Below are 16,540 nucleotides of genomic sequence, written 5' to 3'. Positions count from 1 at the left end.
GATCGTGACCCAGCCTGCGCCTGTTCGTGCTCCCAAGCCGCTCTACAGTAACGTCAGTCCGGCGGTGCCATCGCCCTGCAGCGGTGTGTGCCGGCTGGACGAGCAGAAAGTCTGCCTGGGCTGCTTCCGTCACGTCGAAGACATCCGCGAATGGCGTTCGGCCGATGACGAACGTCGGCGGGTGATTTGCGTGCAGGCTTCGAATCGCAAGGCTGGCGCTCTGTAGGAGCTGCCGAAGGCTGCGATCTTTTGGCAGCTCTGAAGATTGCCGAAGAACAAGATCAAGAGATCGCAGCCTGCGGCAGCTCCTACGCCGCCGTGTGGCGGCTTGTATATTTTTTGAGCTGTGATAGTGTCCAGAAACGCCTCAACCCATCGAGGCTGATGAAAACCCCGCCTTTTTCTGGCGGGGTTTTGCTTTTTTCGTGCAGAAGAAAGGAGTCTGCCCAGATCATGACCGCACCTTCCATCACCCTTACCCGTCTGGACGTACAGCGTCTGGAGCGTCTGATCGACAGCCTGGACGACACGCTGCCGGGCGTTATTGCGCTGCAAACCGAACTGGATCGCGCCGATACCCTGGTCGGCCACGATGAAGTGCCGGCGGATGTCGTGACCATGAATTCCCGAGTGCATTGCCGCGAAGAAGGCAGTGGCAAGGACTACCACCTGACCCTGGTGTACCCCAAGGATGCAAATGCCGACGAAGGCAAGGTCTCGATCCTGGCGCCCGTGGGCAGCGCGTTGCTGGGCCTGAAGGTTGGCCAGCACATCGATTGGCCGGCTCCGGGCGGCAAGACCCTGAAGCTGACGTTGCTGGAAGTCGAATCGCAGCCGGCCAATGGCGGCGCGTTCCCGGAGTGAGACCCCCTCAGGCCTGATCAAGCGCCTCGTTCAACGCGTGCTCCAGGTCTGCCTTGTAGCGCAGGTACAGATGGGTGGAACTCTGCCCTTCGCCCAGCAGGCCTGACAGGTCGAGATCGGTGATGTAGCAGCGGTAGCGTTCGGTTTCCCGGCGCTGCCCGACGATTTCCCGGGCGACCACGCGGAACAACTGGTCGCCATGTTCCAGCTCGGAAAACTCCCGTTGATTGCAATACAACGTCACCTGCACCTGACCCGGTGCGGCTTTGCCGACGATCGCCTGCACGTCGTAGAACGGCTTGTTCACCGGCGTCTGCGGTGCCGGCCGGGCTTCGATGCGGCGCGCCCGGCCAGGGCCTGACGGCAGCAGCTGGCAATACAGGGTGTCGAGGTTCAAGGGGTGGGCCGCGTCCATCGGCAACAGGGCATCGCGACGGTACTGGATCGATTGCAGGAAACGCTGCAGCGGCACCAGCAGGCTTTGCTCATCGTGCCAGGGCAGGCGTTGCTGCCACAGGGCGTTGAACTCATCGAGCACGTACAGATCAGCCTGATCTTCATTGACCCGGTAGAACACTTGAATGCAGTCCGGCTGGCCCGTTGGCAGGAACAGCGCGAGGTCGTGGTCTTCCAGTGCCTTCGGATCGAGGTGCAACGGACTGTAGCTCGTCATTTCCTTGCCCAGGTAATCGATCAGTGCCGGCAGAGTGGCCAGTGCTATGTGCTGGACCTGGCCCGGCACCAACTCCAGCACGTGGTAGTGCTGCTGGACCTGGATCAGGTAGCGATGATTGAGCCGGCTCAGCAGCAGGTTCTGCGCGGTATCGAGGATTTCCTCGACCCGTTGGGCAATGAACTGCGCGCGGTTATGGCAGAAGCAGCGCACCCTCAGCTTCGGCTGTTGTGATCCGGTTGGCAGGTTGTTGAGGTAGTCGCGGATGCAGTCGAGCAGGGCGTGGGGACCGTCGTAGCGACCGACCAGGACTTCGTTCCAGCTATTGAGCGTGACCTGGTCCAGGGTCAGCACCAGATTTTCCCGGACACCGGCGTAGCTCAGGGAGTCGGTGCGTTCGGTGGTCATGAGGATGTTCAGGTCGCGATGGTGCTTGAGCGGATCGATGCCGACATTCACCAGGATCAGCACTTCACTCGGTACGCTTGCGCGCAACAGAGGTTCCTCGGCGACGGTGGGCAAGGGCAGGGCGATGGTCTGTTGCAGGCTGCCAAGCAGATTGAACAGTTCGAATTCACTCAAGTTGCTGGTGCCGGGGTGCAAGGCCAGGCGGGTGCTGCTGTCGATCACGCCATTGCGGTGGCACCAGGTCAGCAGTTCGAGCAGGTGACGGCTGCGTTTGATCGGCGCGAAATGTTCCCACTCCAGTGCCGTCAGGCTGCCGTTGTACAAGCCCCACTGGCTTTGCCCCGGTTCTTTCTTGTTCGGTGCGTGCACCAGCGTCAGGGTGTCTTCAGCCAGATCCGGGGCGATGCCAGGGTTGATGAATTCGACTTTGCCGGCCTTGCGCTCGAAAGCGGCATACAGGCGACGGCCGAGGACGCTCAGGTCGCGTTTGTTGATACGGCTGACCGTTTGTTCGTGACGGGCAAACTGGGTGAGGAAGCGGTAGCTGTAGTTCAGCTCGTTGACCAGTGCCCGCCGTTCGGAGCCGACCTGGCGGACTTTCCACTGGCTGCGGCTGTCGAGCAGGGTCAGTTGCCGCTGGTCCCAGTGCCATTCATGGGCCAGGCGCTCGAGCAAAGAGCGCTGCCAGCTCTGGGTGCGGCTGTTGCCGGTGAGTTTGCGATTGACCTTCAGGTACAACGCGCGACGCACCAGTTCCAGGCGTTCCGGTTCGTTGCGGGCAATCAGGTATTCCTCGATGCGCCGGTACACCACGACGTATGGATCCAGCTCGTCGAGGTCGAGCCGGTTGGCGAACACCGCCTGCTTGAAGCGCAGGCTCAGGCAATGGACCCTGGGGTGTTCACTGGCATAAACCTCAGTCAGCAGCAGCTTGAGAACCGACTTGTAGGGCGACTCGATGCCCTTGAACAGCTGCCAGAGCCCGGCACCGATAAATTCGCCGGGAGGGATGTAGGCCAGGTTGCCGAGGTCGAGGGTTTCATCGGCACGGATGAAGCGTTTGGAGATCAAGGCATGGGTGTAGCGGTCGTAGCTCGACTCTTCGTAGACCGGCACCAGCCACCAGATCGGTGTGCGCCCGGCGAGCCAGATCGCGGTGCGGTAAAACTCGTCCAGCAACAGGTAGTGCTGGGTAGTGCCGCAATCCTCCGAGCTCAGTTGGGTATCACGCTCACCGCGGACGAAACGGCTCGGATCGATCAAGAAAAAATGCGCTTCGGCGCCCTGGCTGGCGGCCCAGGCTTCCAGCAACTGGCATTTCTTGCGCAGCTCGACGAGTTCGTTTTCGCTCAGGTCCGGCCCATGGCAGACCCACACATCCATGTCGCTCTGGTCAGCCTGCGCCAGGGTGCCGAGGCTGCCCATCAGGAACAGACCATGAATTGGTCTTGGCGGGTTGCTGCCGTGGCGCGGCTTATAGGAAAACGAGCGGGTCAGGCGCTGGGCTTCAGCGAGGACATTGGCATCCGGTTCGAAATTCGACAGCCCGGCCGGCGTACCGCCCGAAACATAGCCGGGCAACAGCGGATGGTTAACGTGGAAAAACAGCGGCAGCAAGGTCAGAACCCCTTGCTGGCGGGTCGACAACCCTTCCATGGCGCGAGCCATGCGTCCTTCGTTGAGTTTCAGAAAGCGTGCGCGCAGCTGGCTGAGAACCTTGCGATCGATTCCCTCGTCCAGATCAGGGCGGATTTCGTGGGTGCGCGTCATGTCAGCTCAAACCGGCTCGCAGGGCTCGGACGTGGGGCTCTTCGGATGTGGGGCAGTTTAGCGCCTTGGGGCGAGGACTTTTAAGCTGATTTTGTTTTTCTGGCGTCAGATTTCTAACGATTGGGGGCAGGCATCAGGGGAATGTGCCCGCGGAAATCCCTGGGTCGGGGTCTCCGTGGGCGATGCGGCAGAATTCAGGCTGTTACTTCGGCGTTAAGAATGGTCAGCACGGATTGCACATTTTGCGCGGCGTCACGACCCAGGCTGGTCAGGTAACCGCCGTCAGGTTGGTCGGTCAGTTCTTTTTCAAAGAGGCGTTTGGCGGCGGCAATGTGTTTCGGGGCAGCGGTCTGATGAATTTTCAGACCTTCCTGGGAACTGTCCAGGTTGAAGAGTGCGAGGACTTCCAGTTCGGCAACCAACTCAGGGGTAAGCGACATAAGGACTCCAGACTTTCTAGGAATTGGACGACAGCGCCCCTAAGGTGATCCCACTTGCGCGGCATGTCCAGTGCTCGCGACAGGGTTTTTTGCCTCGGGTAGCCTTCCCCCGGCGGATGGTGGGGCAGCGGGGTGTTTCCAGTGTAGTCAGGTGTCGGGAGACGGCAGGCAGGATTGGCAACAAAATGTGTGTAGCTTGCTTTCCTGTTGCGAGGGAGCTTGTCGGATCGCCGCACCGTCCCGCTCGGCTGCGAAGCAGTCGCAAAGCTTTTGGGGCCGCTTCGCGACCCAGCGGAAGCAAGCTCCCTCGCCACAAGAATCGATTTCGATGCTTACTGCTTTTCCGGCGGCAACTCAGGCAAGGCGCGCAGGGCAGCTTCGTACCATTCGGTGTTGAACGCGCGGTCTTCTTCGAGGATCGCGTCGATTTCTACCGCCAAAACGTGAGCCATCAGGTTGAGAATTTCTTCGCGTTCGTAACCCACCAGTGTCAGCTTGTTGAATGTCGCCTTGGCAGCCGGCGGGTTGTCGCTTTCGATCTGGTTTTCGATGGCCTGGATCAGGGTGCTTTCGGCGAACTCTTCTTCGTCGTTGTCGATATCGGTTGGCTCGCTCATGGCAGGCTCCTAAGGGAAAGGCGGCCAGTTTACCCGCATTCAGCGGCGTGATGCTGCTGGCAAGAATCCCGGCAGCGTTCTATAAACAGGCACTGCCCACCCCGCACGGCCTGGAGGCTATGTGATGTTTAAACTTTATGGATTTTGTGTCAGCAACTACTACAACATGGTCAAACTGGCGTTGCTGGAAAAAGGCCTGCCATTCGAGGAGGTCATGTTCGTCCCGACCCAGACCCCGGAGTCATTGGCGATCAGCCCGCGGGGCAAGGTCCCGGTGCTGGGTGTCGAGCAGGGCTACATCAACGAAACCAGCGTGATTCTCGAGTACATCGAACAAGCCCAAAAGGGCAAGCCACTGCTGCCGAATGAGCCGTTCGAGCGCGCGCAGGTGCTGGCGTTAGCCAAGGAAATCGAGCTGTACATCGAACTGCCGGCGCGTGCCTGCTTCCCGGAAGCATTTTTTGGCATGACGGTGTCGGAGGCGATCAAGGAAAAGAGCAAGGCTGAGTTGCTACTGGGGTTTGCCTCCCTGGCCAGGCACGGCAAATTCGCCCCTTATGTGGCTGGAGAAAGCTTGAGCATTGCCGATCTGTACTTCCAGTACAGCGTGTCATTGGCCAGTGCGGTCGGGCAGAAGGTGTTCGGGATTGATCTGCTGGCAGAAATGCCGGCGGCCAGGGCGTTGCTGGAACGTCTGGGACAGAACCCCAACGTTCAGCGAATTGCGGCGGACCGGGAGGCGGCGATGCCGGCGTTCATGGCGATGATCGCTGCCAAGAAGTAGTTCTGTGGGGTTTTGAAGTCCGGCATCGTCGGAACGCCGCCCGGAGCCGGCTCGCTCCCACAGGATTGGATGTGCGAACACTATCCAGTGTGGGAGCGAGCCTGCTCGCGAAGTTTTTGGCGATTTAGCGGCTGGCGAGCAGCGCCTGACCACGAGCCACGGCAGCCTTCACCTGCGCCGGCGCGGTGCCGCCGATGTGGTTACGGGCATTGACCGAGCCTTCCAGGGTCAACACGGCGAACACGTCCTGATCGATCTGGTCGCTGAACTTGCGCAGTTCTTCCAGGCTCATTTCCGCCAGGTCCTTGCCGCTGTCCACGCCGTACTTCACGGCATGGCCAACGATTTCGTGGCAATCACGGAATGGCAGGCCGCGACGCACCAGGTAGTCGGCCAGGTCGGTGGCGGTGGAGAAACCGCGCAGGGCTGCTTCGCGCATCATCGCGTGCTTGGGCTTGATCGCCGGCACCATGTCGGCAAAGGCCCGCAGCGAGTCGCGCAGGGTGTCGGCGGCGTCGAACAGCGGTTCCTTGTCTTCCTGGTTGTCCTTGTTGTAGGCCAGGGGCTGGCCTTTCATCAGGGTCAGCAGGCCCATCAGTGCGCCGAACACGCGACCGGTCTTGCCACGCACGAGCTCCGGCACGTCCGGGTTTTTCTTTTGCGGCATGATCGAGCTGCCGGTGCAGAAACGGTCGGGCAGATCGATAAACTGGAACTGCGCGCTGGTCCATAGCACCAGCTCTTCGGAGAAGCGCGACAGGTGCATCATCGCGATACTGGCCGCCGAGCAGAATTCGATGGCGAAATCACGATCGGAGACGTTGTCCAGCGAATTGCCGCCAACCGCGTCGAAACCCAGGAGTTGGGCGGTGTATTCACGATCGATCGGATAGGTGGTGCCGGCCAGCGCCGCGCTGCCCAATGGCATGCGGTTGGTGCGTTTGCGGCAGTCGACCAGGCGTTCATAGTCGCGGCTGAGCATTTCGAACCAGGCCAGCATGTGGTGCCCGAACGTCACCGGCTGTGCGGTCTGCAGGTGGGTGAACCCCGGCATGATGCTGGCGGCTTCGCGCTCGGCCTGCTCCAGCAGGCCTTTTTGCAGGCGGGTGATTTCGGCCAGGATCAGGTCGATCTCGTCACGCAGCCACAGACGGATGTCGGTGGCGACCTGATCGTTGCGGCTGCGGCCGGTGTGCAACTTTTTACCGGTCACGCCGATGCGGTCGGTCAGGCGTGCCTCGATGTTCATGTGAACGTCTTCGAGGTCGATGCGCCAGTCGAACTGACCGGCCTCGATTTCACCCTGGATGGTGTTCAGGCCATCGATGATGCTGTCGCGCTCGGCATCGGTCAGCACGCCGACCTTGGCCAGCATGGTGGCGTGGGCGATCGAGCCCATGATGTCGTGGCGATACAGGCGCTGGTCGAAGGTGACGGAGGCGGTGAAGCGGGCGACGAAGGCGTCGACGGGTTCACTGAAGCGGCCGCCCCAGGACTGATTGGTCTTGTCAGTGCTCATGAATTCGCTCGTATCGGCTTGAAGTAAGAAGGCGTGGAACGCTGGCGCGGATAATAACAGGGTTGCCAATCCTGTCGCTGACACTGGTCGATACGTTTTTTTGGGGGGCGAGAGCCCGGGCCCGGGCAATATCCGCGCATTTTTGCAGAACGATATTTTCCAATTGAGCAATATCGTCCCGGCAACCGTCTACAGTTGGACAGTAGGATCAGCGCACTTCTCGGTGCAGCCGCTGGCTATAAGAAGAGTGGGGTGTTCATATTGCGTATCAGCAAACCCTGTGGCGATGCATCGCCAACGCGGGCCTGGGCCGCCAATCGCCCGGCAGATGAAAATTTAGCCGCCGGACCAACGGCACTTTTTGGCGCTCGCGCTAGTCTTAGCGTGGATCGCGGTGACGGATGTCACTTCACCTGTCTACGCTATCCTTGTGCGAGACTCACGCAGGAATCCAGCGCAATATGAATGTCCTGATCGTTGATGACGAACCCTTGGCCCGAGAGCGCCTGAGCCGCATGGTTGGCGAACTCGAGGGATACAGTGTCCTGGAGCCTAGTGCCACGAATGGCGAAGAGGCGTTGGCACTGATCGACAGCCACAAGCCGGATATCGTGCTGCTCGATATCCGCATGCCCGGCCTGGATGGCCTGCAAGTGGCTGCTCGGTTATGCGAACGCGAAACTCCGCCCGCCGTGGTGTTCTGCGCCGGGCCCGATGAATTTGCCGTGGAAGCCTTACAGGCCAGCGCCGTAGGCTATCTGGTGAAACCTGTGAGAACTGAACAATTACATGATGCATTAAAGAGAGCCGAGCGCCCCAATCGTGCCCAGCTCGCCGCCCTGACCCGCCCTGCCGCCGAAAGCGGCAACGGCCCGCGCAGCCATATCAGCGCCCGAACCCGTAAGGGGATCGAGCTGATTCCGCTGGATCAGGTGGTGTATTTCATTGCCGACCACAAATACGTGACCTTGCGCCACGAAAGCGGCGAAGTGCTGCTCGATGAGCCGCTCAAGGCCCTCGAAGATGAATTCGGTGACCGTTTCGTGCGTATCCATCGCAATGCACTGGTCGCCCGTGAGCGTATCGAGCGATTGCAACGCACACCCTTGGGACATTTTCAGCTATTCCTGAAAGGCCTCAACGGTGATGCGCTGATCGTCAGCCGTCGTCATGTGGCTGGGGTACGCAAAATGATGCAACAGCTTTAAACAGCTGTTCGCAGGCCAATTTTACACCCGATTGCCGGACATCCGGGGCCAGGGAGGCCGAGTAGTATCTGATACAAGTCAAAGTGGATTTGGCTGAGCTGTTATTATCCGCCGTATCTATTCAGTACGGATTGATCCATGTCCTCTCGCCAGATCCGCATCGCCACCCGCAAAAGCGCTCTCGCCCTTTGGCAGGCCGAATACGTCAAAGCCCGTCTTGAAGCGGCTCATCCGGGCCTGCTGGTGACCCTCGTCCCCATGGTCAGCCGTGGTGACAAGCTGCTTGACTCACCGCTGTCGAAAATCGGCGGCAAAGGCCTGTTCGTCAAGGAGCTCGAAACCGCGCTGCTGGAAAATGAAGCCGACATCGCCGTGCACTCGATGAAGGACGTGCCGATGGACTTCCCCGAAGGCCTCGGCCTGTTCTGCATCTGCGAGCGGGAAGACCCGCGCGATGCCTTCGTTTCCAACACCTACACCCGTCTGGATGAGTTGCCCCAGGGCAGCATCGTCGGCACCTCCAGCTTGCGTCGCCAGGCTCAATTGCTGACCCGCCGCCCGGACCTGGAAATCCGTTTCCTGCGCGGCAACGTCAACACTCGCCTGGCCAAGCTCGATGCCGGCGAATACGACGCCATCATCCTCGCCGCCGCCGGCCTGATCCGCCTGGGATTCGAAGATCGCATCAGCTCGGCCATCAGCGTCGACGACAGCCTTCCGGCCGGTGGCCAGGGCGCGGTGGGTATCGAATGCCGCAGCGGCGACAGTGAAATCCATGCGTTGCTGACACCCCTGCATCACCAGGATACCGCCACTCGCGTGACCGCTGAACGAGCCCTCAACAAGCACCTCAATGGTGGCTGCCAGGTGCCGATCGCCTGCTACGCCGTGCTGGAGGGCGAGCAAGTCTGGTTGCGCGGGCTGGTGGGCGATCCGGCCGGTGGCCTGCTGCTCAGCGCACAGGCCCGGGCTCCTCGCGACGATGCCGAGGCGCTGGGTGTGCGAGTCGCCGAAGACCTGCTCAGCCAGGGTGCCGGCGCCATCCTCAAGGCGGTCTATGGCGAGGCTGGTCACGAGTGATCGGCTGGCGCTTGCTGCTGACGCGTCCCGCCGAAGAAGCGGCGGCGCTGAGCAGCCTTTTGGCCGAGCAGGGGATATTCAGTAACAGCCTGCCGCTTTTGGACATCATGCCCATTGCGACCACTGACACAATGCGCCAGGTGATTCAGGCGCTGGATCAGTTCTGCGCCGTCATCGTGGTCAGCAAGCCGGCAGCCCGGATCGGCGTCGAACTGCTCGAGCGGTATTGGCCAACACCGCCCGGTGTGAAGTGGTTCAGCGTCGGCGCGGCGACTGCGCGGATCCTCGAGGATCACGGGCTGGACGTGAGCTTCCCGGCAGAAGGCGATGACAGTGAAGCCTTGCTCGAACTTTCCCGTCTGCGCGAGGCTATCGCACAACCCGATGCGCGAGTGCTGATCCTGCGCGGGGAGGGCGGGCGCGAGTTGCTGGCTGAGCGTTTGCGTGAGCTTGGTGCTAGTGTCGAGTATCTGGAGTTGTACCGCCGGGGGTTGCCGATTTATCCGCCGACACTGCTGCCGCAACGGATCCAGGCGGAACGCCTGAACGGGTTGGTGGTCAGCAGTGGACAAGGTTTTGAGCACCTGCACCAATTGGCCGGCGATGCCTGGCCGCAGTTGGCGCGGTTGCCGTTGTTTGTACCGAGCCCCAGGGTTGCCGAGATGGCGCGTGCCGCCGGGGCCAAAACAGTTGTGGATTGTCGCGGCGCCAGTGCCGCGGCCTTGCTGACGGCGTTGCGGGAGCATCCCGTACCCGTTTTCTGATGCAAAGGATGGATACGTGAGCGAAACAGCCTTGCCTAAAGATGACTCGCGACCGGTGCTTGATGCACCTGTTGATGCTCCTGTTGATGAAGTGTCGCCGCCGCCACCTGCTGCCGAGCAGCGTCGAGGCAATGGTCTGGCAATCATCGCGCTGCTGTTGGGCGCAGCCGGTGTAGCCGTGGGCGGTTGGGGTGTCTGGCAGGTGCGTCACCTGCAGGCCAATAATCAGCAGCAACTGAGCCAGGTGCAGGCGCTGAATGACCAGGCGCAAAGCCTCAAGCTCAATGAGGAGCGCCTGAGCGCACGCCTGGCGCAATTGCCTCCCGCCGATGAGCTGGAAGCACGCAGTCGCCTGGTGATTCAGCTGCAAGGTGATCAGCAGCGGTTGAACCAACGGCTGGAAACCGTTCTCGGCGCCAGCCGCAAGGACTGGCGTCTGGCCGAGGCCGAGCACCTGCTACGTCTGGCCAGCCTGCGACTGTCCGCGTTGCAGGACATCAGCAGTGCCCAGGCACTGGTCCAGGGTGCCGACGAGATACTGCGCGAGCAAAACGACCCGGGCTCCTTTGCCGCTCGCGAGCAGGTGGCCAAGACCCTGATCGCCTTGCGCAGCACCGAACAACCGGATCGCACCGGGCTGTTCCTGCGTCTTGGCGCGCTGCGTGATCAAGTGGCCAGCCTCACCGAGCTGGCACCGGAGTACAAGGACCGAGGTGATTCGTTGCTGGGCCTGACTGCCGATGGCGACGGTGCCAGTCGCTGGGCGCAATGGTGGGATCAGATTTCGCGCTACATCCGCATCGATTTCAATGCTGACAAAAACGTTCGCCCATTGTTGGCCGGCCAGAGCCTGAGTCAGGTACGCCTGGCCCTGAGCCTGGCGCTGGAGCAGGCGCAGTGGGCCGCACTCAATGGCCAGGCGGCGGTTTACTCCCAGGTGCTGGACGAGGCGCGGGACATCCTCAAGGGCAACTTCAACCCGGACAACGCGCAAAGCAAAGTCATGCTTGAGCAGGTCGCCGAGTTGAGCAAGCAACCTGTCACCGTCGTCACTCCGGACATGACCGGCACCCTGAGCGCGGTGCAGGGGTATCTGGAGCGGCGCAACGTCAACGCTGAAGATTCGGTCAAGCCACTGGCCAGGCCTGCCGCGAACGCCGCGCCGGAGGCCACGCCATGAGACGCCTCTATGTGATCGTGTTCTTCGTGATCGCTGCTACCGCTGCGCTCGGGTTGGCGATTGCCGAACACTCCGGCTATGTGCTGATTGCCTACAAGACCTTCCGTTACGAGTCGAGCCTGTGGGCTACCTTGGCGCTGGTGGCTGTGCTCTGGCTGGTGATCTGGGGCATCAAGTCGCTGGTCGAACTGGTGATGGCTTCCAGTGGCGTGGTCAATCCGTGGTCGCGGCGTAACCGCAGCCGTCGGGTGCAGGTGGCGATCGAACACGGTCAGCTGGACCTGGCCGAGGGGCGCTGGGCCAACGCGCAACGGCACTTGTATCGGGCTGCCGAAGCCGAGCGCCAGCCGCTGCTTTACTACCTCGGCGCTGCCCGTGCCGCGAACGAACTGGGTAATTACGAAGAAAGCGACAACTTGCTGGAGCGCGCCCTGGAGCGTCAGCCTCAGGCCGAGTTGGCGATTGCCTTGAGCCACGCCCAGTTGCAGACCGACCGCGGTGATACCGAAGGCGCCCTCGCCACCCTGCAAGCCATGCGTGAACGCCATCCTCATAACGCACAGACCCTGCGTCAGTTGCAGCGCCTGCTTGCGCAGCGTGGTGACTGGTCGGCAGTGATTCGCCTGTTGCCGGAACTGCGCAAGGACAAAATCCTGCCGGCTGCCGAACTCGCCGAGCTGGAGCGTCGGGCCTGGGGGGCGAACCTGTCCCTGGCGGCGCAACGGGAAGCAGACGGAACGGTGGGGAAGCAATCGCTGGAACGTGCCTGGCAGCAACTGACTTCGGCACAGCGTCAGGAGCCGCAATTGGTGCTCGCGTATGCCGAACAGCTACGGCAACTGGGGGCTCAGGTCGAGGCCGAAGAAGTGCTGCGCACTGCGCTCAAGCGCAGCTACGACAGTCATCTGGCACGACTCTACGGACTGGTTCGCGGCAATGATCCGGTCCGCCAGTTGCAGGCCGCCGAAGGCTGGCTCAAGGACCATCCGGCTGATCCGGGCCTGCTGCTGACTCTGGGGCGTCTATGCCTGCAAAACAGTTTGTGGGGCAAGGCCCGGGACTATCTGGAAAGCAGCCTGCGTGTACAACGCAATCCGGAAGCCTGTGCCGAGCTGGCACGCTTGCTGGCGCAAATGGGCGATGCCGAGCGTAGCAACCAGCTGTTTCAGGAAGGCCTGGGGTTGTTGGATGAGCGCTTGCTCGCGGCCCCTCTGCCAGCGCCGGTCCGCGCTTGAGCCATTCGTTGGCGCCGGGCTCCGGCGCCTGAGCGATGACCTGTGGCGAGGGAGCAATCGCCCTCGCCGCAGTACGATGATCAGTTGAAATTCAGTCGCCAAATTTCGTCGCAGGAAAAGTCCTACAGCGGGCTACATTTTATCCTCTCGCCTGCGTCGGGATTTCCCTACTCCTGTGCTGAAGTCTCTGTGGGCACTTGCCTTGAAAGGCTGTCGCGCTTTCCTCTACCGTAATGGTCTGTCACTACTTTTACGGAAAAGCCATGTCTTTGGCCTGCTCACGCTCCTTGTTTTTCATGGCTTTCATTGCGGGTGCCCTGGCGATGGGCGTTTCCTACTACCTGGAATATGCAGTCGGCCTGCGACCTTGTGGCTTGTGTCTTGTGCAGCGGTTTTGCCTGGCGCTCCTTACCGGCGTCTGCCTGATGGCTTCGGTCCATGGCCCCGGTCGCATCGGAAACGTTCTGTATTGGTTGCTCAGTCTTTGTTGCAGCCTGGCCGGCACTGTCACGGCATGGCGACAAGTCCTGCTGCAAACCCTGCCGGCGGAACAGGTCGCAGTGTGCTCGACGCATCTGGCGGACCTGTTGTCCAACTCGCCGTGGCTATCGGTCGTACAGCAAATGTTCAAGGGCGCTGCCGATTGTGTGGAAATTTCCTGGACGCTGTTCGATCTGAGTCTCACTGAGTGGAGCCTGCTGTTCTTCGTCGCGATGATGATTCTGGCCATTTACCAGTCGCTGCGACTGGTCTGGAGCGGCTATCAGCGACCACTCAGCGGCGAGTCGTCGCACCGGGCCTTTGCGGGCGATTAAACACTTGTATGAACTTTATCGCCTGCGTACCTTGAAGCCAGTGTCGCGCGGGCATAATCTGGCCCGCACGTGTCATTGGAATTATGTTGCTCGATGACGCTCTGCCTGACCGCCCACCGATGTTACAAGAGGCGAGCGGGCATAGAGCAGCTGACCCACAAGGGAAGAGAGATCACCATGCTCGAAAGTTGTCAGAATGCTCAGGAACGCTGGGGCGGAGTGCACCTGCTGATTGATCGCTGGTTGCAGGAACGACACGAACTGATCGGGGCCTATGACGCTCTCGGCGCAAAGCCTGAGGCGCTGGGTGAGAACCGCAAGCCCTTGCAGGAATTCTGCGGCGTGCTTGTCGATTATGTATCGGCCGGGCATTTCGAGATCTACGAGCAGCTGACGGGGGAGGCCAAGGCCTTCAACGACCAGCGTGGCCTGGAGCTCGCCGAGACGATCTATCCGCGTATCGACGTCATCACCGAAAAGCTGCTCGCCTTCAATGACCTGTGTGATGCAGGAAAGTGTGTTGCCGAAGAGTTCAAGACACTCGGCGGACTGTTGCATGAGCGCTTTGAACTGGAAGACTGCCTGATCGAGGTGCTGCATACCGCCCACAAGGAAACTGATTCGGTTCAGGCCTGAAACACTTCTCTGCAAGATCCCGAAACGGCGTGCCAAGGCACGCCGTTTTCTGTTTGCGTTGTCAGCTGGTGGCTCCGCGCAATTCAACTTCGAACACCAGTGGAGTGAACGGAGCAATCACGTCGCCGGCACCGTCGGCGCCATAGGCTTGAGCCGATGGAATCACCAGTCGCCATTTCGCCCCAACCGGCATGTTCTGCAGCGCGCTACGCCATCCGGCGATCACGCTGTCGAGACTGAACCATTGTGGCTGACTGCTCTGATCGAACACCGTACCGTCGGGCAAGCGACCGATGTACAGCACCTGCACCTTGCCGTTCGGTCCGGGCTTGGCGCCAGTGCCTGGCGTCAACTCGGTCAGCAACACGCCATCGGCCAGTTCGCGCACGCCGGGTCTGGCTTTTTCCGTGGCGAGAAATCGCTGTTCTTTTTCCAGTGCCATTTCGCTTTGCGGCTCGTCTGACTGCATGGCGATCCGGGCTTCATGCTCGTTCAGTATCTGCTGGATCTGCTCGTCCTTCAGCGCTAGCGGCTTGCCCTGATAGGCCTGCTGCAATCCTTCGACCAGTGCCTGGAGCTGCAGGTCGGGAGCCTCCTGGCGCAAGCGTTCGCCAAGGCTTGCGCCCAGGCTGTAAGCGAGATCGTGGGCTTCATTTTCCTGCGTTTTTTCGGCGGCCTGGGCCACCGAAAAAAACACACACAGCGATAAAAAAAGGTAGCGCGACATGAGCTCTCTCCGACCTGAATTGCGGGCGATTATGCCAGCGAGAATATGCGCAACGGTGAACTGCTTTTGCGCCGAGGCAGAAGTTTTTCAAACCTTTGCAACACAGCGCTTTCGATAGTGTCAACATGCCCTAGCGGCGGTTGCTGCAGAGGTCTAGTATGAGCCGCACTCACTTCAGCCAGGAGGTAAACCATGTCGGCCACCAAGAAGCCAGTAAACACTCCGTTGCACTTGCTCCAACAACTCTCGAGCAGCCTGCTCGAGCATCTGGAAACCGCTTGTTCCGAAGCCTTGGCTGATGCTGAAAAGTTGCTCGCCAAACTGGAAAAGCAGCGCGGAAAAGCGCAAGAAAAACTGCACAAGTCCCGTACTAAATTGCAGGACGCTGCGGCAGCCGGAAAAGCCAAGGCGCAAGCCAAGGCCAAGGGCGCAGTGGCCGATCTTGAGGAACTGCTCGATGCCCTCAAGGATCGTCAATCGGAAACCCGCGGCTACATTCTGCAACTCAAGCGCGATGCTCAGGAAAGCCTGAAACTGGCCCAGGGCGTCGGTCGTGTACAAGAGGCTGTCGGCAAGGTGTTGTCCCTGCGTGCGGCCAAGCCTGCTGCGGCACCAGCGAAGAAAGCCGCTGCCAAACCGGCTGCTGCAAAAGCACCGGCCAAGCCTGCTGCTGCAAAACCTGCAGCTGCCAGGCCAGTCGCTAAAACTGCCGCGGCCAAACCTGCTGCCAAACCGGCTGCGAGAAAACCGGCTGCTGCCAGCGCTGCAAAACCTGCGGCTAAAACCACGGCTGCCAAACCTGCCGCCGCACGACCTGCCGCTGCAAGAACCGCTGCTGGCAAACCAGCCGTAGCTAAAACCGCCGCTGCAAAACCAGCAGCTAAACCGGCTGCAAAACCAGTAGCCAAAGCAGCTGCAAAACCGGCCGCTAAACCAGCTGCCCGGACCGCTGCGGCGAAACCTGCTGCCAAGCCGGCTGCCAAACCCGTCGCTGCAAAACCAGCAGCCAAGCCCGCTGCCAAACCTGCTGTAAAAGCGGCTGCCAAACCAGCCGCAAAACCAGCTGCAGCGAAACCAGCAGTCGCCGCCAAGCCGGCCGCTGCCAAGCCAGTTGCCGCCAAACCTGCTGCGGCAAAACCCGCTGCAAAACCAGCGGCCAAACCTGCAGTGAAAAAGCCGGTTGCCGCCAAGCCAGCCACCGCACCGGTTGCCAAGCCAGCCAACCCGGCTCCGGCAGCAACGTCTGCTTTAGCAGCAGCCACCTCGACAGCCACGCCAGCGCCAACGCCGGCCGCCGCATCGATCGCAGCAACCACCCCAACCAGCGCTTCCTAAGTGCCGGTTACCGCGACGCGCAGCTGATGCAGCGCGTCGCGGTGCAGGTGGGCGGCACCCGCCGCCGCACCTTCCAGCCAGGCCGATAGATCGGTCTCGGCATCTTGCGGCCAACTCTGCGCTGCTCTCTCGAGCCGCAACAACAGATGCCGCTCGGCTTCCAGCTCCAGTGCCTTCACTTGTTCACGCAGGTTGTGCAAATCGGCGTCTGCCGTGGCAGCGGCCTTCCAGTGTGTGCGCAAGGCGCGTAACGGCCGCACGACATCGGCGTCCCAAGGAGCGGCCACACTTCGCAGTTGTTGCAAGCGCTGCTCATCGCAGGCCACGCCTCGCTGTCCCAACCAGGCAGCACACAGCAACAGACACACGTTGATACCCGCCGACTGCAATTGCAGGCATGCCTGCTCAATACCCGGTCGAGCGTAAGTGTTCAGGGAAAAGCTCCACAGGTCAGAGGACATAGTGCTACTCGCGCCAGTTGCGAG

The 16,540-nt window shown here is 60.9% G+C and carries 17 protein-coding genes; 11 read left to right on the top strand and 6 right to left on the bottom strand.

What is annotated here, in order from left to right; translation table 11 throughout:
* Positions 1 to 4 precede the first annotated feature (4 nt).
* Entirely contained in the window at positions 5 to 226 is a 222-nt protein-coding gene (locus ACMDB8_RS27020) for a DUF1289 domain-containing protein (RefSeq protein WP_056726673.1), read from the top strand.
* 227 nt (positions 227 to 453) lie between these two features.
* Positions 454 to 864 carry a nucleoside diphosphate kinase regulator gene (rnk, locus tag ACMDB8_RS27015; RefSeq protein ID WP_008050852.1) on the top strand — a complete coding sequence of 137 codons (411 nt, stop codon included), beginning with the start codon at positions 454 to 456 and terminating at the stop codon, positions 862 to 864.
* A 7-nt stretch (positions 865 to 871) separates the two neighbouring features.
* Here the strand turns inward: rnk and ACMDB8_RS27010 are convergent, their stop codons facing one another.
* From ACMDB8_RS27010 to ACMDB8_RS27000, 3 genes are all read right to left on the bottom strand, one after another.
* Positions 872 to 3,715 (bottom strand): class I adenylate cyclase, encoded by a 2,844-nt coding sequence (locus tag ACMDB8_RS27010; RefSeq protein WP_056726359.1) that lies wholly within the window; start codon positions 3,713 to 3,715, stop codon positions 872 to 874.
* A gap of 194 nt (positions 3,716 to 3,909) precedes the next feature.
* A complete protein-coding gene (locus tag ACMDB8_RS27005; RefSeq protein ID WP_007980796.1) occupies positions 3,910 to 4,155 on the bottom strand; it encodes a TIGR02647 family protein in 246 nt (81 codons plus the stop codon).
* 332 nt (positions 4,156 to 4,487) lie between these two features.
* A complete protein-coding gene (locus tag ACMDB8_RS27000; protein ID WP_046039010.1) occupies positions 4,488 to 4,772 on the bottom strand; it encodes a hypothetical protein in 285 nt (94 codons plus the stop codon).
* Positions 4,773 to 4,896: 124 nt separating this feature from the next.
* Between ACMDB8_RS27000 and ACMDB8_RS26995 the strand changes: the two genes are divergently transcribed.
* Entirely contained in the window at positions 4,897 to 5,556 is a 660-nt protein-coding gene (locus tag ACMDB8_RS26995; protein ID WP_056726361.1) for a glutathione S-transferase, read from the top strand.
* Positions 5,557 to 5,680: 124 nt separating this feature from the next.
* Here the strand turns inward: ACMDB8_RS26995 and argH are convergent, their stop codons facing one another.
* Entirely contained in the window at positions 5,681 to 7,075 is a 1,395-nt protein-coding gene (gene argH, locus ACMDB8_RS26990; RefSeq protein WP_008001478.1) for an argininosuccinate lyase, read from the bottom strand.
* A gap of 461 nt (positions 7,076 to 7,536) precedes the next feature.
* On the opposite strand from argH, the gene ACMDB8_RS26985 reads away from it, so the two are divergent.
* The 7 genes from ACMDB8_RS26985 (at position 7,537) to rsd (ending at position 13,993) form a co-directional block, all read left to right on the top strand.
* A complete protein-coding gene (locus tag ACMDB8_RS26985) occupies positions 7,537 to 8,283 on the top strand; it encodes a LytR/AlgR family response regulator transcription factor (RefSeq protein WP_008048635.1) in 747 nt (248 codons plus the stop codon).
* A gap of 138 nt (positions 8,284 to 8,421) precedes the next feature.
* Positions 8,422 to 9,363, top strand: a complete 942-nt coding sequence (gene hemC / locus ACMDB8_RS26980; protein ID WP_409078186.1) for a hydroxymethylbilane synthase — start codon at positions 8,422 to 8,424, stop codon at positions 9,361 to 9,363.
* Positions 9,360 to 10,127 carry a uroporphyrinogen-III synthase gene (locus tag ACMDB8_RS26975; protein ID WP_223541292.1) on the top strand — a complete coding sequence of 256 codons (768 nt, stop codon included), beginning with the start codon at positions 9,360 to 9,362 and terminating at the stop codon, positions 10,125 to 10,127. Before hemC ends, ACMDB8_RS26975 begins: the two co-directional genes overlap by 4 nt.
* 16 nt (positions 10,128 to 10,143) lie before the next feature.
* A complete protein-coding gene (locus ACMDB8_RS26970) occupies positions 10,144 to 11,307 on the top strand; it encodes a uroporphyrinogen-III C-methyltransferase (RefSeq protein ID WP_056726364.1) in 1,164 nt (387 codons plus the stop codon).
* On the top strand, positions 11,304 to 12,542 hold the full coding sequence (locus ACMDB8_RS26965) for a heme biosynthesis protein HemY (RefSeq protein ID WP_056726365.1): 1,239 nt from the start codon (positions 11,304 to 11,306) through the stop codon (positions 12,540 to 12,542). Before ACMDB8_RS26970 ends, ACMDB8_RS26965 begins: the two co-directional genes overlap by 4 nt.
* 263 nt (positions 12,543 to 12,805) lie before the next feature.
* Positions 12,806 to 13,357, top strand: a complete 552-nt coding sequence (locus tag ACMDB8_RS26960) for a disulfide bond formation protein B (RefSeq protein ID WP_409078185.1) — start codon at positions 12,806 to 12,808, stop codon at positions 13,355 to 13,357.
* 177 nt (positions 13,358 to 13,534) lie between these two features.
* Entirely contained in the window at positions 13,535 to 13,993 is a 459-nt protein-coding gene (gene rsd / locus ACMDB8_RS26955) for a sigma D regulator (protein ID WP_223455405.1), read from the top strand.
* Positions 13,994 to 14,054: 61 nt separating this feature from the next.
* On the opposite strand, the gene ACMDB8_RS26950 is transcribed toward rsd, so the two are convergent.
* Positions 14,055 to 14,720, bottom strand: a complete 666-nt coding sequence (locus ACMDB8_RS26950) for an FKBP-type peptidyl-prolyl cis-trans isomerase (protein ID WP_409078184.1) — start codon at positions 14,718 to 14,720, stop codon at positions 14,055 to 14,057.
* 192 nt (positions 14,721 to 14,912) lie between these two features.
* Here ACMDB8_RS26950 and ACMDB8_RS26945 point away from each other — a divergent pair, with 192 nt between their 5' ends.
* Positions 14,913 to 16,055, top strand: coding sequence for an AlgP family protein (locus ACMDB8_RS26945; RefSeq protein ID WP_082562994.1), 1,143 nt, complete (start codon positions 14,913 to 14,915; stop codon positions 16,053 to 16,055).
* On the opposite strand, the gene ACMDB8_RS26940 is transcribed toward ACMDB8_RS26945, so the two are convergent.
* Complete coding sequence (locus ACMDB8_RS26940) at positions 16,052 to 16,516, bottom strand: TIGR02444 family protein (RefSeq protein WP_223541295.1); 465 nt, start codon at positions 16,514 to 16,516, stop codon at positions 16,052 to 16,054. The two genes, ACMDB8_RS26945 and ACMDB8_RS26940, sit on opposite strands and share 4 nt — an antisense overlap.
* Positions 16,517 to 16,540 lie beyond the last annotated feature (24 nt).

This window comes from Pseudomonas monachiensis (assembly GCF_047345015.1).
In the GTDB taxonomy this organism is placed as follows: Bacteria; Pseudomonadota; Gammaproteobacteria; order Pseudomonadales; family Pseudomonadaceae; genus Aquipseudomonas; species Aquipseudomonas monachiensis.
Note: the sequence above shows the minus strand (reverse complement) of the source record. Positions and strands in the feature narration are given on the sequence as shown.